We start from the raw sequence: 18,125 nt of genomic DNA on the forward strand, positions 1-18,125 counted from the left end.
CGCCGGCTCCGCCCCCGGAGGATGAGCGTGGTACGGGAGCGCCAGTGCGTGCGCAACCCGGATGAAGCCACGGCCTGCAGTGAAGATGTCGCTTTCCGAAGAGCTTGGTCATGAGATTGTATCATCGATGTCGCTAAGCTGACACAGCCAATGGTTTTGGCGCGATTTCTAACCTTGATCTGGTCGTAAGACGGACAATCCGTGTAGGCTCCGACCGATTGAGGCGCCCGGCGCACGGGCGACCCGCTGGATCGGAAGAGGACGTATGCAGATCGACGCTCCCGCCGTTGCCATCCAGGGCGAAACCCTGGCAGAGTTCCTTCGCCGTCGGCGCGGGGTCGCGACGGTACCGGCACAGCCGCGCGCCAACGGCGGCGCGGCGGAAGCGATCTGGCGGGGCGGGACGGTCTCGGCGGTCGACCTCGCGGATGCGGTCGCGGTCTTTCACGGGGTCCCGCGGGCCGACCGCCACGCGATCGCCGGACTTCCCCATGCCCTCGACGCCCTGTCCCGCGACTTCCTGCGCGAGGCCTACCTGTATCCGGTCATGCGCGACGGGCACCCGCTGCTGGTGACCGCGGACCCCGGCCATCTCGAACCGATCCGCGCGGTCGCCCTCGCGCTTGGCCGGGCGGTGCCGCTGGCAGTGCTTTCGTTCGAAGAAATCGAGGAGCTGTTCGAGCGCAGTCGCCCCGCCGACGCGCCACGCGACGAGGTCGAGAGGGAGACTGGGACCGACTACGCCCTTTCCGATGACATCGAGACCCTGCAGGATCTCGCCCGCGGCGCCCCGATAGTGCGCGTCATCGACGGGATGCTAGAGCGTGCGATCCAGGCGGGCGCCACCGACATTCACATCGAGACCGGACGCGAGGAATTGAAGGTCCGGTTTCGCGTAGACGGTCACTTGCGGGCGCAGCAGACGATGCCGCGTCACATGGCAGCCGCGGTGATTTCGCGGGTGAAGATTCTCGCCGGCCTCGACATCGCCGAACGCCGCCTGCCGCAGGACGGGCGCACCAACGTCAAGGTCGGCAATACCGAGGCGGATCTGCGCGTCGCGATAATGCCGACGCTCTACGGCGAGACGGCAGTGCTCCGCATTCTACTGAAGGACACGCGGCTACTCGACTTCAAGCGCGTTGGCCTGTCAGACCGCGACCGCGACGCGGTGGTCAGGCTGCTCGCTGAGCCACACGGCATCATCATTGTCACCGGCCCCACCGGCAGCGGCAAAACTACGACGCTCGCCACCGCAATCTCTCTGCTGAACGATCCCGCGCGCAAGATCGTCACCGTCGAGGACCCGGTGGAGTACCAGCTCCCCGGAATCCATCAGACCCAAATCAAGCCGGCAATCGGCCTCACCTTTGCCACTGCTCTGCGATCGTTCCTGCGCCACGACCCAGATGTGATCATGGTCGGCGAGATGCGGGACCGCGAGACCGCGGCGATCGGCATCCAGGCCGCTCTTACCGGCCACCTCGTGCTGACGACACTGCACACCAACAGCGCGGTCGACGCGGTGGTGCGCCTCGTTGATATGGGCGTCGAGCCGTATCTCATCGCGTCGAGCCTGCGCGGGGTGATAGGCCAGCGGCTGGTTCGTCGCTTGTGCGAGCGCTGCCGGGTTCCAGATCCAAAGGGCCTCACGGTCGCTCGCGACCTCCGCGCCCGCCGTGGCGGCCCTGAGGCGACGGGCCACAACTTCTACGCAGCGACCGGCTGTGCCCATTGCAACGAGAGCGGCTTTCGCGGACGCATCGGGGTGTTCGAGGCACTCACTGTCGGCGACGACTTGTGTGACCTCATCCGCGGCCAGCCCGATCCCCGCATTCTGCTCCAGGCGGCACGGGCGGTCGGCATGACCACGATGCTCGATGATGGGATCGAGAAGGCGAGCCACGGGCTCACCTCTCTCGACGAGGTTATGCGGATTTCGGGATGACGCTCTCTACTGGAATGATGCCTGCCACGATCCGGCCCGCAGCGACCGCGGTGCAGACGATTGGTGCAGCCCTGCTCGACTCCTTTGTTGCGACCCTCCGGCCACTCATTGCCCGCTTCTCGACGAGCGTGAGCCACGTCGTCGTGATCGCGCCGGATGGACTCATGCTCCACAGCCTGCGGAAAGATTGCCTCGGCCCACCGCTGCATCTGGCCGACGACGTACGCGCGCCGGAGGCGTTCCACGCGGGCGCGGTGCAGTTGCGACTGCCGCCGGAGGTGTTCCTGATGCGCTCGCTGCGCCTTCCCGATGCCGGGCGGAGTTATCTTCAGCCGATCATCGCGCACCGCTTAGAGCGCCTGACGCCCTGGCGGGCGGACCACGTTCTCTATGCCTACAGCGTCGTCGAAGGCGTCTCAGAGGATGGCACGATCGGTGTCGATCTGCTCGCGACATCCGTCGATCTCGTGGCGCCGTTCCTGGCACGCCTCGCAGGTGCGGGGCTCACAGCGACGGCGCTGGGCAGTGCTGCGGAACCGCTCGACGCGCCGCTACGCTTCGACCTCTACAAGGGGCGTACGCAGGCTGCCGACGGCCGCCTTCGGGCACGTATCGGCCGCGGCTTCGCGATCCTACTCGGCGGGCTCGCGACTACCTGCCTGTTCTCAGCGATCGTAGCAGCTTCGGCCACGTCGGACGCAGAGGATGTCCAGCAGCGGCTCTCGGCGCTACGCACGAAGCTCGCGCTGCGCGGCGGGTCTGGTACATCACGCGAACGCGCCCTGATAGAGGGCAAGCGCGTCGATACCGCGGCGATCGTGCTCATCGATAAGCTGAGCCACGCCTTGCCCGACGACACGGTACTGCGCGAACTCGACATCGAACCGACCCGGATTCGCCTCGTGGGCCGCTCTGTCGATGCGCCGGCGCTGATCGCACGCCTCGAAGTGGATGCCGGCTTGAAGAACCCGCGTTTCGCCGCGCCGGTGATCCGCGATGCCGACAAGCGGGACGCCTTCGATCTGGTAGCGATACGCGGCGACGTGCCGGACGCGGCGCGATGACGCTCGTGGAAGCCCGTGACGCCCGCTGGTTCGGGCCGCTCGCCGTTGCGCTATGCGTTGGCATACCGCTACTGTTGCTCGCAATCACGATCACCAACCTCGCGCGCTGGTCGGCGGCCAATGCAGAGGTAAATACCGCTGTCGGCCATCTCGCCCAGGTCGAGTCGAGGATCCGGGCGGAAGCCGGTCGTCCAGTGCCGACGCGCGGTGACCTTTCGGCCCTTTATCTGACGGCTGAAACGGGGAGCCTCGCCCGCGCAGAACTGCAGCAGCGTCTCGCCGGCCTCGTCGAACGCGCTGGCGGCCGGCTGATTGAGGTTCGCGGCGACGAAGCACCCGACGCCGCGCCTCAGCGCAGCATCCAGCTTCGCCTCAGCCTCGACATCGGCAACGAAGGGCTGTTCGATCTGCTCAAAGCGGTCGAGACCGGCCTGCCGCTGCTGACGGTCGAGGCCGTGAACATCCGCCCGGTGTCGGGGCGTAGCACGGGGGGCGAGGAAGCTAATCCGGCCCTACGCGTCGCACTCGCGATACGCGGCTACCGCCGCGAGAGCACGCAATGATCCGCCCGTATCGTCATGCCCGACGCCGCGGCAGCGCCGCCGGCGTCGTTCCAGTTCTCGTTCTTCTCGAATTGGCGATCGTGCCGACGTCGGCTCAAGTTGCGAACGACCGCCCGCTACCAAGCCCAGCGCAGAACCTAAACCCGCTGAGCACGCTCGATCCCGGGACGCTCGATGCCTTCAAGGGACGGCCGCTCTTCGCGCCGTCGCGCCGCCCACCGCCACCGCGACAGGTTTTTACCGCTCCACCGGCGCCAGCGGCGGTCGAAGCTCCGCCGCCGGATCTGCGCCTCGTCGGCGTCGTCGCCGGTGTGGACAAAGCCGTCGCGATCCTGCGCCGTCCAACGGGCGGTTCCTCGCTCAGCCTCAAACTCGGGGACTCGGTCGAAACATGGCGTGTCCAGGCTATCGGCCCCGATCGCGTCACGCTTCGTGACGGGACGCGCGAGACCACGTACCGGCTCTTTAGCGTGGGCGCATCAAGCCCTCCGGGTGTGCGTCCAGGCGGTCCTCCGCCGATCGGCATTCAACCAGGGCGATGACCCAACTTGGTGCTCGGCGGCGCCAAATGGGTACCGCCGGCTGCTATCGGCGAAGGATTGCCCCGCGATTTTCACTGATGGCGGGTGTGAGGCCCGCCTGACTGCCTAGGACTCAACCGTGATTGGCATCTTAGAGCATCGCCACACCTTCAAGCCACGCGGCAATCTCACGATATGATCGCGCTGAGGGGATTGCAGATGGCCTGCCCACACTTGCTCAATTTTGTATCGTCCACGCCGGGCATGATCGGGCCTGCGATCCCCGCGAACGTTTCGGCGAGGTGGCGTATTCGATCGCGCGCGTCGCTCTCGATGTCGGCGCGGGTTCTACCTGCGGTCGATACGACAACCGAACCCGTGATCCGGCCCGCCTCGCTTATGAGCGTGAAGTTGAACCTGCCCATGCGGCTGCGCCGCACGACGTAGTGGACCTTCGACATCGCCCGCCTCCGGCAAAATGTTTCTGAAGGTGCCTACGGTGTGAGGTGTGCTCAAGTTTCGAGGAAGCGTCTCGATTCGGGCCGACGATCCGAGGGGTCGCTTGCGTATGCTGAAGATCGAGATCGGCGCTCGGCAGAAGCCGCACCGAGCCGACCGCGAGAGCGATGAAGATAGGCCCGCGCCGACCGCCGAATGGTCAGCCTCTATAGAGACCGCATTCGGCGACCCACGTTTCACCCCGTCGGAGAGCAATGCCTTGCCCTCCGACGACGATACCTGTGCGTCGACTAGCGCAGGGTTCCGTTGAGGCCGCCGGGGAAGAAGCCGCCCGGGCTCTGGGTGGTGTTGAGGTAGACGATGTTCAGCACCTGGCCGGGGGTGCGGGCGAACACAAGGCCCTGGGCGTTAGTCGGAACGAGGTTGGCATCAGAGAACTGGAAGCCTGGGGTCGCAGACTGGGTTCCGCTAATGCCCTGGTCGAGATCGGTGTTACCGTCGAGCGAGTCGCGAGCATTTGAGATCGCGTCCGCCTGATTGATCAGGCCCTTAGCGTAAAGCGTAGTGCGGATAATGCCAGCGTGATAGGCCTCGACCGCGAGGATGCTAGCAGCAGCGCTTAAATAGGTCTTGTTCTGGATCGCGCCGGCAGCTCCATTATAAGCGGTGACTCCGACATCCTCGAAGATGAACGAGGCGAGCAGGAAGTTCGTGTCGTTGGCGTAAGCGTCGAACCGGTCGTTCGCACCGATCAGGCCAGCCGCACGGGCGGCGGCGGTGAAGGCGAAGTCGATGTCGAGGCGAGGACGGCTGACGGCTGCGCTGCCCAGCGCCGCGCGCAGGAAACGAACGTGAGCCTCCTCGTCGGCGGCAATCTCGAAAGCGTACTTGCGGACATTCGGATCGGTGAACGGCACTGCTCTGCCGCCGCCGTTGACAGCACCGATGGCGCCGACGCCTTGCAGGTCCGCAGCCTTCAGACCGGTACCATTTACAGCGTTCAGGTAAAATTCCGCCTCAAGATACTCAAGGTTAAGCGCGAAGTTCAGAATGTCTGCATCGGTAACACTCGACGGGAGAGCCTGGGCCTGGGACTGGATCGTGGTGTTGCCGAGGATGGCAGCGCCGGCAATGCCGAGGCCGAGCGTCTGGAGGAAGGCGCGACGACCCTTTTCGAGGTTGACGACGCGAGTGCCGGGCTCGAAGCCCGCAAGCTCGCTCTCTGCGGTGTTCTGCTTGTCGATCATGGACCGTTTTCTCCCAAAGTGTCGCACGCCTGAAATCGCGGCGTCGATGGCGAAGTTAGTGGTAACGCGATTCGTCACAATGACGAGTTTACTAAAAGTGGCTTAACTGTGTAGCATTTTCTTTGACTGTGTCTAATCAGGCACGCAATAGTAAGAATGCTGTTGTAGGGCGCTCGTCCCGGTGGGCACGGACAGAAATGAAGGGTACGTTAACGAAACGCCGGGATCGGAAAAATCTCCCATGTCTTTGACGCGGCTATCCTTTGCTCTGGTTTGTTGCGCGGGACTCCTCGGCTCCGTCGCCCTCGCCCGTGACACTGCCCCCCCGCGTGCCAGCTTGACTGGCCCAGAAACGGAGATGGATCTGACGGCGCGTCCGCTGCGCCGGACCGTCGCAGGCAAGCCGTCGCGAGATGCGGTCGTCGCGCCTGATCGTGGCGAGGGGCGGACCTACAATTTCAGCCCCGAGGACGTCGAGGCGACGGCGGGTCTTGGCTCCGAAGCGGTGGAGATCGGAACTCAGTCCGGCGAAGCCGGTAGCTACCGTCTCAACTTCGAGCGGGCCGAAGTGAAGGATGTGGTCCACGCAATCCTGAACGATACGCTCGGCCTCAACTACACGATGGCTTCCGACGTTGCGGGCCAGATCACGATTTCATCGCCCCGACCAATGACTCGGGTCGAGCTGCTCTCGGCGCTGGAGACCGTGCTGTCGGGCCAGGGTTACACCATGACCCGCAACGCGGCTGGCTACCGCATCACCTCAGCCGCCACCAGCATCGGAAACGTCAGCTTCGGCAACGCGCAGGTGCCGGGCTACGGCGTCTCGGTGGTTCCGCTGCGCTATGTCTCGGCCGCGGTGATGTCGAAGCTCGTCTCGGGTTTCGTCACCGAGGCAGACGGCCTGCGCTTCGATACTGGGCGTAACACCATCATCGTGAAGGGTCCCGGCCCGCGTCGCCAAGAAGCGGTGAGTGCGATCCTAGCCTTTGACGCGGACTGGATGCGCGGGCAGTCGGTCAGCTTGTTCGAGCTGCGCCGTGCCCGGCCGGAGGCAGTCGTCGCCGACCTAACGCAGCTGTTCGACACCGGCGAGAATGGGGCGAGCTCGGGCCTGATCCAATTCAAGCCGATCACGCGCCTGCGCGCCGTGATGGCGATGTCGAAGAACCCGTCCCTGATCCGCCGAGCCGAGACCTTCGTGCGCAAACTCGACGGCACGGTCGAGGCCGCCGAGGAAACGGTGTTCATCTACAAGGCACGTTACCGCGACGCTAAGGAACTGGCGCGCGTCATCAACGGCCTGTTCGGGACCGGCAACTCTAACATGAACACCAACAGCCCAACGCAGGGCGCTGGGCTCGGCGGCCTCAACGGGGGCGGGCAGAGTCAGGGCCGGAATTTTGCCGGTGGCAATCAGGGCGGTGGCCTGAACGGCGGAAATTCCGGCTCCGGTTATGGCAGTCCCGGCCAGGGCAATTCCGGCAACCAGGGCGGCGCCCAGCAGAACACCGGCGCCGACCTCCTCCGGGCGCGGTTCGCCTCGGCGTACGGCGACTCGATGTCGAGCAACAGCATGGCCGATGGTGGCCCCACGGCACTCGGAGGCGGCAGCGACAGCCTCGACCTGACCCGGCGCGGTAACGGGGCGCGGCGCGTCTCGATCAGTGCGGACCCGTCGAACAATTCGGTCATCACCTATGCCGACGGCGAGACCTACCGGAAGATCAACGCGGCGCTTCGTCAACTCGACGCGACCCCGGCGCAGGTGGCTGTCAACGTGACCATCGCCGAGGTAACGCTAACCGACCAGCTCAAGTACGGGGTGCAGTACTTTCTCGACTCTAAGAACATCGGGTTGGGCAAGGGCAAGGGATCGATCGGCCTGCTGAGCGCGGCCGCGGCGACGGCCGGCGGCGCCACCAACGCGTTGACGGCGGGGGCCGGCGGCGGATTCAATTTCCTCGTCGGCGGTTATTCCGGCCCCGACGTCGTGCTCTCGGCGCTCGACGGCTTCACCGACGTCAAGATCCTGTCCTCGCCCTCCCTCGTGGTCATTGAGAACCAGCCTGCCTCGCTCCAGGTTGGCGATTCCGTGCCGATCACCACGACGCAAGCACAAGGGATCACCGTGCCTGGCGCTCCGCTCGTCAGTCAGGTCGAGTTCCGCGACACCGGCATCATCCTCAATGTGGTCCCGCGCATCGGCCAGAACGATGCCGTGACCATGCAGATCGAGCAGGAGATCTCGGCGGTGGTCGGCGCTTCAAATACCCTGACGCCGACGATCTCGAAGCGCCGCGTCGCAAGCACGATCTCGGTGGCCAACGGACAGACCGTACTGCTTGCCGGCCTGATCAGCGAAAAGCGTCAGACCTCCCGCGACGGTATCCCGTTCATCGATCGAATCCCGAACGTCGGTGACCTGTTCAGCTCGGTGGACAACGGCGCCCAGCGCACCGAACTCGTGGTGTTCATCCGACCCGTGGTGGTGCGATCGGGCCGCGATGCGCAGCGTGTCGCGGAGGATTACCGCGGCAAGCTGCTCGATGCAGGCGCTCGACGCGGTGCTGCGCTGCCTGCCCGCCGCCCGGTCTACAAGCACTAACCGACAGCGCATGTTCGTCAGACGCGTCGAGACGACAGATTTCGCCGGGCTCGTGATCGCTGTTGCCGTCGCTGGCGCAGCATTCGCGACCTGGGTCGGTCCGGGCCTTGCCGCGACGGGAATCGTTGCGCTCGCTCTGGCCGTAATCGGCATGCGGATCGTCTGGCAGGATCTGGCGGATTTCACGATTCCTGACGCCGCGACCCTAGCTTTCGGACTGATCGGCCTTACGGCACGGATCGGCGACGGCGCCTATCTGGGCGATACTCCGGTTGCGACCATCGGCTTGGCGGCTCTCGACGCCGCGATCTGCGGGGGCGTCCTGCTCGGGTTGCGCGAGGGCTATTACCGTCTCCGCGGCCATGACGGCATCGGTCTTGGCGACGTGAAGCTCGCAGCTGCGGGCGGCGTCCTTCTCGGAACCGTCGGACTCTCCTGGGCGGTCCTCGGGGCGAGCCTGACCAGCCTCGCAGTCGTTGGCGCGAGTCGGATGCTGCCCGCTCTGGCGCGCGCGTTTCCGGTGACCGACCGGATCGCCTTCGGCGCCGTCCTCGCCCCCGCGCTTTGGGCGACGTGGCTCGTCGGACAGATCCTGCCCGGCGTGCTGGGGCATCCGTAAGATGTCGATCTTCGCCTACATGGCTCTCGATTCCGCGGGCAAGATCCTGAAGGGGACGATGGAGGCGGAGGCGAGCGGCGAAGTCTTCGCCCATCTCGACCGGATCGGCTGCACGCCGATCTCGGTCAAGGCGGAAGCCCGCGGGGCGCGGCCGGCCAGGCGCTCGCTGCGAGACTGGTTGACGCCTGACCCGCGCCCCGAAGACATCACCGGCCTGACGCTGGATCTAGCGATGCTGCTCAAGGGTGGCGTCGCGCTCACCGAGGCGCTGCAGATTCTCTCCCAGATGGAGAGTCGGAGCTGGCTCGTGCGTGTGCTGCGCGACCTTCATGCCGCGCTCAGCCAAGGCAAAAGCCTATCGGAGGCGATCTCCGCGCACCCAAAGCTGTTCCCGCCGATCTACGTAAAGATGGTTGAGGTCGCCGAGACCTCCGGGCGACTGGAGGAGGCGTTGAGCGGGCTCGCCGCCGAGCGTCAACGCGGCGAGCGCCTCCGAAAGCGCTTCATCTCGGCGATCTCCTACCCCTGCTTCTTAGTGGTCGCGGCGGTGGGCGTGCTGTTCTTCATTTTGATCTACCTGATCCCGAAGTTTGAGGTCGCGCTGCAGGGCTTCCGCGATAAGATCGACCCCTCGGCGCTGGTGGTGTTTGAGATGTCGGGCTTTCTAAACCGCAACCTCGATGTCGTGGTGCTGTCGATGGCTGGCCTCCTCGGTGGCGCCGTCCTGCTCAACCGGATCGGCAGCGAGCGCGGGCTATGGCTCGCCCTGCTCGCGCGCCTACCGTTCAGCCGGGCAGTGCTGGCCAACGAACTCACCGTCACCTTCTGCCGGACCCTGGCGATCTTAGTGCGCAACCGCGTCGATATCTCCACCGCGCTACGCCTGATCCGTGGCGTTGTGCGCTTGCCTGGTGCTGGCTCCGAGATCGACCGGGTCGTCGCAGACGTGCGCCAGGGCCAGCGCCTCTCCGAGACCCTGTCGCGCGGAAAGCTCTTTCCGCGACATGTGGTGCAGATGCTGCGCGTCGGCGAGGAATCTGGCGATCTCGCCGACAGTGCCAGCCGTGTCGCAGTGTTCTACGAGGCCAAGCTCGACGCGGCTCTAGGTCGCGTCATCGCGGTGGTGGGGCCAGCGGTGATGGTTCTGGTAAGTCTTCTGATCGCGTGGCTCATCATCTCGGTTATGACCGCGCTAATGAGCATTAACGACCTGCTGGTCTAAGGTTTCGTTCCGATGATGGCTTCCGTGCGTTCTCGCTTCGATCAATCCGTGCGTCCCCGGCGCGATGCGCAAGGCGGCTTCACCCTCGTTGAGTTGCTCGTCGTGCTGGTGATCCTCGGCCTCGTCATGGGCCTCGCTGGTCCACGTGTGCTTGGCTACTTGTCGAGCTCGCGCGACAAGGCGGCCAAGCTCCAGATCGAGTCCTTCGCCTCGGCGCTCGACCTATTCTACCTCGATAATGGCCGCTATCCCTCGACGAGCGAAGGCCTGCAATCATTGGTACAGCGCCCGCCCGCCGCGGAGAACTGGAGTGGTCCCTACCTCAAGCAGGGCAGCGTTCCGGCCGACCCTTGGGGACATCCCTACGAGTATCGAACGCCGGGCAAGACCGCGCCCTACGCCATCCTCTCGCTCGGCGCCGACGGCGTGAAGGGCGGCAATGGCGTGATCGGCAAGGAATGACGGCCGGGGTTCGGAGCGACACGCGCGATCGCGGGGCGTCGGCGGGCTTTACGCTAATCGAGGCGCTTGCGGCCTTCGCGATCGTAGCTGTCTTGAGCCTCGTGGTGCAGCGGGGCGTGGTGCAGTCGCGCGCCGGGCTCGTGGCGGTGGAGGACAGGCTCGCCGCCGAGCGCGTCGCCCGCTCGCTCCTCGCCGAACCTTTGCGCATATCGGACATCGGCAGTGGCGGACGCACCGGAACCCTGGACGGCTACCGCTACACCATCCGCCTCGCGGCACTGGAGCTTCCCCTGCCCGAAGCCGAGCGCGATGCGGAAGGCGGCTGCCAGCAATCTGCCGGCTCCTGCGATCCGGCAGACCCCGCCGCGCCCCTCCGCTGGACGCCGATGCGCCAGGACATCGAGGTCCTGACCCGCCGCGGAACGGTCGTAACGTTCGAGACGATCCGCCTCGGACAGACGGCATCGGCCGATGGCGGGGGGCGGTAGCATAATCGCTCCCGAGACAGGGCCGTGGCCGTCGCAATTCGGCCGGAACCGGCGCGTTTCCGAACCTCCGGTCTCGCGACGCGAGGCAGACTGAAAGCGATCCGTATGATGGGCCTCGAGACCTTCCTGAAGCGCTTCTCGAAAGCCGCGCGACCGATCCCGGATCCGATTCCTCTTAAACCAGAGACCGCCTCGATCCCGGCTGCGCCGGCCCCGAGGGAACCGGGGCCGGCCGCGCACGAAGCGGTCTCGGGCGAGCCGGTCGCACCGGGCGAGACCACGTGGCGGCAGGTGCTCGACCCCGACTGGGAGGCACGGCGCCAGGTGCTCGATTGGAAGGGCCTGCCGCAGGTTCACGACTACGTAGCCCGCCTGATGACCGGCCGCTCCACCGCCGAGCGCGGTTTATGGCTCGACTGGACCCTCGACCGCCACCTTGCACCGCTGCGCGAGCAGCTGGGCCGCGATCTCAGCCTCGCCTCGTTCGGCTGCGGTCCGGGCGGGATCGAGGAAGCGATCCTGCGCCAGGGACACTGGCCTCTGTCAAAGATCACGCTCTATGAGTACGACGCGGCCCTGCTCGCGGACGCCCGGCGCAAGATCGAGCCGTTTCAGCTCGAATCCGAGTTCCTGGCCTTCGATTTCAACCATCCGCCTCCGATCGACCGCAGCTTCGACGTCGTGTTCTTCTGCCACTCCCTGCACCATTGCGCTGACCTCGAACGGTTTCTGCCCTTCCTCAATCGGATCGTCTCGCCGGACGGGCTGATCCTCGGGCTCGATTATTTCGGGCCGCCGCGCCTTCAGATGGACCGGGATACCCGCCGGCTGGCCGACGAGATCTTCGGCTACCTGCCCGCGCACCTGCGGCGGAACCTGAAAGCGGAGCAGGAGGACCGGATCGATGCACGCCTGACGCTGCCGACCATCCCGGCAGTAGCCAGCTACGATCCGAGCGAGGCACCCCGCAGCGCCGACCTTCGCTCCATGCTGTTTGCGGCCTTTGATGTGGTCGAGGTGCTACCGATGGGAGGTACGCTGCTGCGCAACCTGCTCGCCGACCGCGCCGGAAATTTCCGCAACGAGAGCGACATAGCGATCCTCGACCTAATGATGATGATCGAGCGGCTGGCGATCGAGACCCGGCTCGTGGCGTCTGACGACCTATACTTCGTGGTCAAGCCAACCAACCGGATCTGACCCTCGACGGATCGGAGCAGGTCAGCGCTCCCAGGCGGTGACGTAGTACGGCGCGTCGCGGGCCGGGGCACGGGCCAGGGTCACGTCCACGCTGCGGTTGGCGGCCGCCGCGGTGGCGACCGTGACGCGGACGCGGAAGGCCGTGCCACGTGTCGTGGTGATCAACGGCTGCTGCTTCGGCAGCAATTGCTTAAGTCGATCGTCGATCGTCGCACGCGGCGCGGCACGCAAAGCCATCACCTGCGCGACGACGCTCGGACTCATCTCGGGCAGCGCCATCAGAACCGTCGCAGAGGCTTCCAGCACGTTCACCCGGCCCTGAACGTTGTCGACGGTGAGCAGGGGCGCGAGGGCGGCCACATCGTCGTCCGTGACGTCGGCCAACCAGCGGAGTTCCGCCACGGTGCGGAAGCCATCTTTGCCCCGGCCGACGGGCTTGGCCGCGAGGTTGATCTTGGCTGGATCGGCGTTCGCCGGCGGCTTCTCCTCGTAGCGGTCGCGCCATTGCACGACGCGGGCGGCGAATACTTCAGGCTTTAGGCCGGTTAGCCCAACAGCGCGATACGCGCCTGCCAGCAGCACGGGATCAGACCAGTTCAGGTCGATCCGGCCGGACTGGTCGATCGCGGACAGGGTGATGGTGCCGCCGTCCAGAGCGATCCGCTGGTCGTGGATCCGCACCGTAGAGAGGTTCAACGCGAACAATTCGTGGGCCGCGAGATCGATACCGGAGCGGACCATCGCTTCGAGCCTTAGGTCGTCAGCGGTGCCGCGCACGCCGTTGATCGCCGAGCGCACCATAAGCGCCGTCCCGCCGGTAAGGCTCAGGAGCAGGGCCATGATGCCGAGCACCGCCACGAGGATGAAGCCGTCCTGCCGGCCGCGCATCTCAACGCCCCCCCGTCGCGGCCATGCTGCCCGGCTGCGCGCCGGACTCGGCCTGCCCCTCGGGCGAGCGCGGATCAATGCGACTGCAGAACGCCTTTCGCGGCGCGGCGCAGCCCGGCTCTGCCTCGATCCTAAGCGGAACGCGAAGGCTCGACAGGATCTCCCCGCTCGCGAGATCAGTGAAGGCGACGCGCACGGCGATCGGCAACGTCTCACCCGCGGGCCAGGCATCAACCACAAGTTCGGGGCCGCCTGCACCGGGCGCCATGACATAGGCGAAGCGGACCGAGGCCGTGCCGGCGTAGACCGTGTGCGCGGGCGCAAAATTGAGTGCGGCCTCGTCGCGATCGATGGGCGAGAGCGGCGCCTCGGCGCGAAGCACAGTGCTGCCGTCCTTCGTCTCGGTCCCCTGCAGGAGGATCGCGAGGCTTCGGGGTGTTCGCTCCGCGTCAGTTCGGTCGAGGGAGAACAGCATCCGGTCGGGCAGGCCCGCGAACACGAAGTTCCGCCGGCCCGGCCCGGCCCAACGGGCGCGCGCGACCGACCCGATGTCGCGGGCCAGCGCGGCCAGCGCGTGGCCAGCGACGTCTAGGCGTTCGGTGCGCTCCGCCGTCCGGTCGGCCTGCCGCGACATCAGTCCGAGCAGTGACCCGACCGCGACGAGGATGATCGCACCGATCGCCATCGTCGCCAGCGCCTCCAGAAGGAGGAAGCCAGCTGAACGCGGCCGCGCGGGCGAGACGCGGAGACGTCGCGCGGTGCGTGTTGCGCGGGCGTCCCCCTCACTCGTCAAGACGTGCGCCCCGGTCAATCACGATCGCTGCGGTTTGCGGATCGACCCGGACTGACAGGATGCCGGACCGGTCGGTCCGCATCAGGAATATTTCCCCACCCGACGCCCGCCCGTCCGGCAGGAAGCGGATGCCGTCGAGCCCCGCGCCGGAGATGCGCAGGAACAGGTTGGTTGGAATGGCGACTACCCCATTCTCGGCGCTGGATAGCACTCGGCCGCCCGCGAGATCGACGACGCTTGTCACCGGGCGCCCGCTCCGGACGGCTTCATCGCGGTCGGCCCTTAATATCGCCGCGATCTCGAACCCCTTGACCCGCAAGCTCGTCGCACTCCCTAAGAACGACACACGCGGCAAGGCGAGAGCAGCGATCAGGCTGATGATCGCCAGGACCAGCGTCATCTCGATCAGGGTGAAACCCGCATGGTTCGCGCGGTGGGAAGCGTCGGCCGGTGTCATGCGGTGTTTTGAGAATCCTGGCTCTGCGGCGGAACTCTAGCCGGAAGAAGTCTGCCCCATGGGGAAGCATTTGCATCCGAGCGCGTCGAATTCGAGGCGTCGCGTCAGGTGCTCAGATCCAGTGATCGGCAAAATCGCGGTCCAAGTCGAGGGCGATCGTGTCCGCCAGCACGGCCAGAGGATCCGCGCCGGGCGTGAGTACCGCCGTCCGGTGCACAGTGCCTGCGCGCCAGCTTTCTGCATGGGGCACGATCAGCCGGTACAATCCTGGCAGGTCCGCCGCGATCTCGAGGGGATAGGCACGATGAGCCGCGATCTCTGATGCAACCACTGGCAGCCCCATGGCGAGCGCGAGCGCAATGCCGCACGCGACGCCCTGCCGGCGTTGCAGGGTCAGATAGAGGTCGCTGGCCGCCAACAGGTCGAAGAGTTCGGCGTCGTCAAGGGCCACGAACGTCACGAGGTCGGTAGGCTCATCAAGACAGGCGACGGGACCGCGGCTGGCCGCAACGAAGAGAGGTCGGACTTCAAGTGCCGGATCAGTGAACGGATATTCAGTGGCAAGTGCGACGAAGTCCTCGATGCCATTGTCCCGCGCGTCTCCTGCCTCCGTGTCAAAGAGACCAATCACGACGAAGCGCCCGGTGATACCGAGTTTGTCGCGGAGAGCCGGACGTCGCTCTGCCCAGACGTCGGACCATGCCGCACCCGACGGGCGGTCGTGAGCAAGCAGCACCGCTTCTTGCCCGAACAGGGCATCCCGTGCCGCATGCGATGTCGAGAAGACGCGGCGCGCAAGCGAAGCGTGATAGCGCTTGTCGAGTATCGCATCCGCACGCACGTCGCGATCGGGACCCGATCCCGGCGGCGCGTCGCCGTGATCAACGCAATACACCAGCGGTCGTCGCCCGAGATACTGCGTCACAGCAAAGAATGGCGCAGTGTGAGCGACGACGGCATCAATGCCTTCCCGCGTCGCGAAGGCCGCTGCCTCAGCGGGGTCAGCGAGCTGGACCCAACGGTAATCCGGGCCAGCGGCCGTGTCATCCCGGTCGGGGCCGCCGAGGATGACCTCGAAACTCCGCGCGGTCAGAAACGTCGCTTGGTCCGCTACCCATCGGCTTATGCCGGCGCCGGCGCTCAGAATTAGCACCCTGCGAATGCCGGAGGGGCTACGCCGCCAAGGGAGGACCACCCGCGGCGGAACGGCGAGGCCCCCGATCCTCTCCCGCGACAAATTCGGATTGTAGAACGGATCGTCCCGGATCACCGCCGCGTGCCGCCGCCGCACGCGGATCGCCTCGCGGACGTTGCGGCCCTGGTCCGCCCTGGTCGTGGAGGCGCCGCGTGATAGCGATTCGTGATGCAGCAGCAGCGGCTCGGCGACGTAGAGGTTGCGGTATCCCGCAGCCTGCGCGGCGCAGCAGAGGTCCACGTCGTTGTAATCGATCCGCAGCAGCGGGTCGAAGCCGCCGATCTCCACGAAGACCGAGCGCCGGATCGCGAGGCAGGCCCCCGTGACGGCGCTCATCTCACGAGTGGCATCGAGGGCGCGCGCAGTCGCCTCCGGCAGATCGACGAGGGCATGCGCGCCGACGCCGGCGATGCCGAGTACGACGCCGCCATGCTGTACCGTCTCGCTCGGATAGAGCAACCGCGCGCCAACAGCGCCCGCCTCCGGCCGGGCGGCGTAGACGGCAAGCCGGCGCAGCCAATCCGGCTGCCGGACGGTGGTGTCGTTGTTGAGGAAGACGAGGATGTTTTCGTCCGCGCCTGCGGCGCCGGCGTTGCAGATCTCGGAGAAGTTGAACGAACCGGGCGAGGCGACGACGCGCACCCGCGCATCCGACGCGACCTCTGCGAAGTATTGCGCTGTCTCATCCTCCAACGAACCGTTGTCCACGATGACAATGTGATAACGCCCGGACGGGTAGTCGGTGCGTGTAAGGACGCTGTCGATGCAGGCCCGCAGCAGGGCGCTCCGGTCCCGCGTCGGGATGACGATCCGGACGGTGGGCAGCGGCTCCGGCGGGCCGTCGGGTGCCTCGGCCGCGTTTCGCGACGGATCGGGAACGGGCTGGTTCGTGCGCGATGGCGGTACCGCCTCGTCCACGGCGCGGTGGTGGAGGATCAACGGGATGCGGATCACCCGCGCGGGGTCGAGCCCGAGCAGCAGGTCCGCCCAGGCCTGGTCGGGATCCCCGAGGCGGCCCGATGCACCCGCCAGCATCTCACGGGTCGGCGGGGCGATGCGCAGGGCGATCACCGGGCCGGCATAGGGCACCTGCCGCATGAGCACGGGCGACATGGCGGGCGCGAACACTGGCGCATGCCGCGCCCCGATCCCGTCGATCCGGTCGTGATCGCTGTAGACGCCGAGCGCCGCTCCGTGGCCGAGCGCGGCCGCGAACACGTGACAAGTGTGCGGTCGCAGCCGGCTCCCCCCGCTGGCGAGCAGCACGATGTCCCCGTCCGCCAGCCCTGCCAGCGCCTCGGCGATCGTAGCGACGCAGGCGATCCGCGGCTCGGCGGCGACCTGGGCGACGATCGTCTTCCAGGAGACTCCGTCCACGTCCGGGCCGCGCAGCAGCATGGCGCGCCAAGAGGCACCGGCCTGACCTGCGAGGGCGCTCACGAATGCGCTGGCACCGTCCCGGCCGACAACGACGATGCAATGCACGGTCGACGGCACCGGTTCGGCGGCGATCCGCTCCAGATCCGCCGCTGCGAGATCGTCGTGGACGGCGAGCCAGCGCTGGTAGCGCGAGACGCCCGTCGGCCGATGGCCGCGGCGGAGACCCAGCCGAAGGTAGTGGACGAGCGGGATCGGGAAGGTTTCGCGGTCCCGCGGATACGTCAGCGCGTAATGCTCGGCATCGAAGGCCGGGCCGGGGTCACGCAGTTCGGCCCCGCCGTGTTCGCGGTAGTGGGCCAGCGCATCCCATCCGCCCCTGGCGACGTCCGGGTAGGTGTCGCGGTACCACGCTTCGTCGAACAGCCCGCTGGTGCGGATCAGGTAGATCAGCGACGCGTCGTCGTCCCGCAACCAGACCGGAATTCCGATCCCGGCCTCGCCTGCCTCGATCGCGTGCAGGAAAGGCGGCAGCGGACCCGTACCGGCCGCGGGGACGGCGTCGAGGTAGCGGCGCGTGTCGAAGTTTGGTCCGGGATCGCGATGCTCGTGCAGGCCGTATTCGCAGAAATGCGCCAGTGGGCCCGGCCCGAAGCCCGCAAGTTCGGGATAGGTCGCAAGATACCATTCGGCGTTGAACAGGCCGGAATCCTGAACGCGTCGGGTATGATCCGCGATGACCGGATCGACCCGGGGACGACGTTTGCTGCGAAAGAACTTCATCGCGTCCTGTTCCGCGCACCATCTGTGGCCGATCCGGAAGCGCCCTCGTCGCAGCAAAGACAACGCGCCGAGGCATCGCGCACCGGGATCGGACCCGCTTCCCCTGATCGGCCCCCACGAGGTGGTCCAAGGGTAAAGTTAGTGCACGGTGGGCCGCTCCGCCACGGGTAGCTTGGCCGGCGGAGCTGGTCTGGCGAGCGCAGCCGGCCAAGCGGAGAAGGCTGGCATGAA

General features: G+C 66.5%; 16 protein-coding genes. 10 read left to right on the forward strand and 6 right to left on the reverse strand.

Annotated features, from left to right (window positions below):
- The first annotated feature begins 265 nt into the window (after positions 1-265).
- The 4 genes from FV229_RS10990 to FV229_RS11005 are packed head-to-tail and all read left to right on the forward strand — an operon-like array spanning position 266 to position 4,117.
- Positions 266-1,948 carry a GspE/PulE family protein gene (locus tag FV229_RS10990; RefSeq protein ID WP_147752008.1) on the forward strand — a complete coding sequence of 561 codons (1,683 nt, stop codon included), beginning with the start codon at positions 266-268 and terminating at the stop codon, positions 1,946-1,948.
- Positions 1,945-3,012, forward strand: a complete 1,068-nt coding sequence (locus tag FV229_RS10995) for a PilN domain-containing protein (protein WP_147752009.1) — start codon at positions 1,945-1,947, stop codon at positions 3,010-3,012. Before FV229_RS10990 ends, FV229_RS10995 begins: the two co-directional genes overlap by 4 nt.
- On the forward strand, positions 3,009-3,575 hold the full coding sequence (gene gspM / locus FV229_RS11000; RefSeq protein WP_147752010.1) for a type II secretion system protein GspM: 567 nt from the start codon (positions 3,009-3,011) through the stop codon (positions 3,573-3,575). Before FV229_RS10995 ends, gspM begins: the two co-directional genes overlap by 4 nt.
- A complete protein-coding gene (locus FV229_RS11005) occupies positions 3,572-4,117 on the forward strand; it encodes a hypothetical protein (protein WP_147752011.1) in 546 nt (181 codons plus the stop codon). Before gspM ends, FV229_RS11005 begins: the two co-directional genes overlap by 4 nt.
- A gap of 167 nt (positions 4,118-4,284) precedes the next feature.
- Here FV229_RS11005 and FV229_RS11010 read toward each other — a convergent pair whose 3' ends face one another.
- Both FV229_RS11010 and FV229_RS11015 read right to left on the reverse strand, forming a co-directional pair.
- Positions 4,285-4,557, reverse strand: a complete 273-nt coding sequence (locus tag FV229_RS11010) for a hypothetical protein (protein ID WP_147752012.1) — start codon at positions 4,555-4,557, stop codon at positions 4,285-4,287.
- Between the two features lie 288 nt (positions 4,558-4,845).
- Positions 4,846-5,802 (reverse strand): ferritin-like domain-containing protein, encoded by a 957-nt coding sequence (locus tag FV229_RS11015; RefSeq protein ID WP_147752013.1) that lies wholly within the window; start codon positions 5,800-5,802, stop codon positions 4,846-4,848.
- Positions 5,803-6,160: 358 nt separating this feature from the next.
- Here FV229_RS11015 and gspD point away from each other — a divergent pair, with 358 nt between their 5' ends.
- From gspD to FV229_RS11045, 6 genes are all read left to right on the forward strand, one after another.
- A complete protein-coding gene (gene gspD, locus FV229_RS11020; RefSeq protein ID WP_246688142.1) occupies positions 6,161-8,410 on the forward strand; it encodes a type II secretion system secretin GspD in 2,250 nt (749 codons plus the stop codon).
- The gene (locus FV229_RS11025; RefSeq protein ID WP_187275120.1) at positions 8,352-9,029 is read left to right on the forward strand and encodes an A24 family peptidase; all 678 of its coding nucleotides are present in this window, start codon (positions 8,352-8,354) and stop codon (positions 9,027-9,029) included. Before gspD ends, FV229_RS11025 begins: the two co-directional genes overlap by 59 nt.
- 1 nt (position 9,030) lies before the next feature.
- Positions 9,031-10,251, forward strand: a complete 1,221-nt coding sequence (locus tag FV229_RS11030) for a type II secretion system F family protein (protein WP_147752016.1) — start codon at positions 9,031-9,033, stop codon at positions 10,249-10,251.
- A gap of 12 nt (positions 10,252-10,263) precedes the next feature.
- Positions 10,264-10,713, forward strand: a complete 450-nt coding sequence (gene gspG, locus FV229_RS11035) for a type II secretion system major pseudopilin GspG (protein WP_147752017.1) — start codon at positions 10,264-10,266, stop codon at positions 10,711-10,713.
- On the forward strand, positions 10,710-11,201 hold the full coding sequence (locus FV229_RS11040; protein WP_147752018.1) for a prepilin-type N-terminal cleavage/methylation domain-containing protein: 492 nt from the start codon (positions 10,710-10,712) through the stop codon (positions 11,199-11,201). The genes gspG and FV229_RS11040 overlap by 4 nt, the downstream gene beginning before the upstream one ends.
- Positions 11,202-11,492: 291 nt before the next feature.
- A complete protein-coding gene (locus FV229_RS11045; RefSeq protein ID WP_147752019.1) occupies positions 11,493-12,401 on the forward strand; it encodes a class I SAM-dependent methyltransferase in 909 nt (302 codons plus the stop codon).
- Positions 12,402-12,422: 21 nt separating this feature from the next.
- Here the strand turns inward: FV229_RS11045 and FV229_RS11050 are convergent, their stop codons facing one another.
- From FV229_RS11050 to FV229_RS11060, 4 genes are all read right to left on the reverse strand, one after another.
- On the reverse strand, positions 12,423-13,259 hold the full coding sequence (locus FV229_RS11050) for a type II secretion system protein GspK (RefSeq protein ID WP_187275121.1): 837 nt from the start codon (positions 13,257-13,259) through the stop codon (positions 12,423-12,425).
- A gap of 31 nt (positions 13,260-13,290) precedes the next feature.
- Complete coding sequence (locus FV229_RS27360) at positions 13,291-14,100, reverse strand: prepilin-type cleavage/methylation domain-containing protein (RefSeq protein ID WP_210246600.1); 810 nt, start codon at positions 14,098-14,100, stop codon at positions 13,291-13,293.
- The gene (locus tag FV229_RS11055) at positions 14,072-14,539 is read right to left on the reverse strand and encodes a GspH/FimT family pseudopilin (protein ID WP_147752021.1); all 468 of its coding nucleotides are present in this window, start codon (positions 14,537-14,539) and stop codon (positions 14,072-14,074) included. Before FV229_RS11055 ends, FV229_RS27360 begins: the two co-directional genes overlap by 29 nt.
- A 112-nt stretch (positions 14,540-14,651) precedes the next feature.
- A complete protein-coding gene (locus FV229_RS11060; protein WP_147752022.1) occupies positions 14,652-17,894 on the reverse strand; it encodes a glycosyltransferase in 3,243 nt (1,080 codons plus the stop codon).
- Between the last annotated feature and the right edge of the window lie 231 nt (positions 17,895-18,125).

This window comes from Methylobacterium sp. WL120, from assembly GCF_008039465.1.
Classification (GTDB): Bacteria; Pseudomonadota; Alphaproteobacteria; order Rhizobiales; family Beijerinckiaceae; genus Methylobacterium; species Methylobacterium cerastii.

Excerpts from the sequence above, each read along its gene's own strand:
- FV229_RS10990 (WP_147752008.1), top strand. The coding sequence starts at position 266 with ATGCAGATCGACGCTCCCGCCGTTGCCATCCAGGGCGAAACCCTGGCA.
- FV229_RS10995 (WP_147752009.1), top strand. The coding sequence starts at position 1,945 with ATGACGCTCTCTACTGGAATGATGCCTGCCACGATCCGGCCCGCAGCG.
- gspM (WP_147752010.1), top strand. The coding sequence starts at position 3,009 with ATGACGCTCGTGGAAGCCCGTGACGCCCGCTGGTTCGGGCCGCTCGCC.
- FV229_RS11005 (WP_147752011.1), top strand. The coding sequence starts at position 3,572 with ATGATCCGCCCGTATCGTCATGCCCGACGCCGCGGCAGCGCCGCCGGC.
- FV229_RS11010 (WP_147752012.1), bottom strand. The coding sequence starts at position 4,557 with ATGTCGAAGGTCCACTACGTCGTGCGGCGCAGCCGCATGGGCAGGTTC.
- FV229_RS11015 (WP_147752013.1), bottom strand. The coding sequence starts at position 5,802 with ATGATCGACAAGCAGAACACCGCAGAGAGCGAGCTTGCGGGCTTCGAG.
- gspD (WP_246688142.1), top strand. The coding sequence starts at position 6,161 with ATGGATCTGACGGCGCGTCCGCTGCGCCGGACCGTCGCAGGCAAGCCG.
- FV229_RS11025 (WP_187275120.1), top strand. The coding sequence starts at position 8,352 with ATGCAGGCGCTCGACGCGGTGCTGCGCTGCCTGCCCGCCGCCCGGTCT.
- FV229_RS11030 (WP_147752016.1), top strand. The coding sequence starts at position 9,031 with ATGTCGATCTTCGCCTACATGGCTCTCGATTCCGCGGGCAAGATCCTG.
- gspG (WP_147752017.1), top strand. The coding sequence starts at position 10,264 with ATGATGGCTTCCGTGCGTTCTCGCTTCGATCAATCCGTGCGTCCCCGG.
- FV229_RS11040 (WP_147752018.1), top strand. The coding sequence starts at position 10,710 with ATGACGGCCGGGGTTCGGAGCGACACGCGCGATCGCGGGGCGTCGGCG.
- FV229_RS11055 (WP_147752021.1), bottom strand. The coding sequence starts at position 14,539 with ATGACACCGGCCGACGCTTCCCACCGCGCGAACCATGCGGGTTTCACC.
- FV229_RS11060 (WP_147752022.1), bottom strand. The coding sequence starts at position 17,894 with ATGAAGTTCTTTCGCAGCAAACGTCGTCCCCGGGTCGATCCGGTCATC.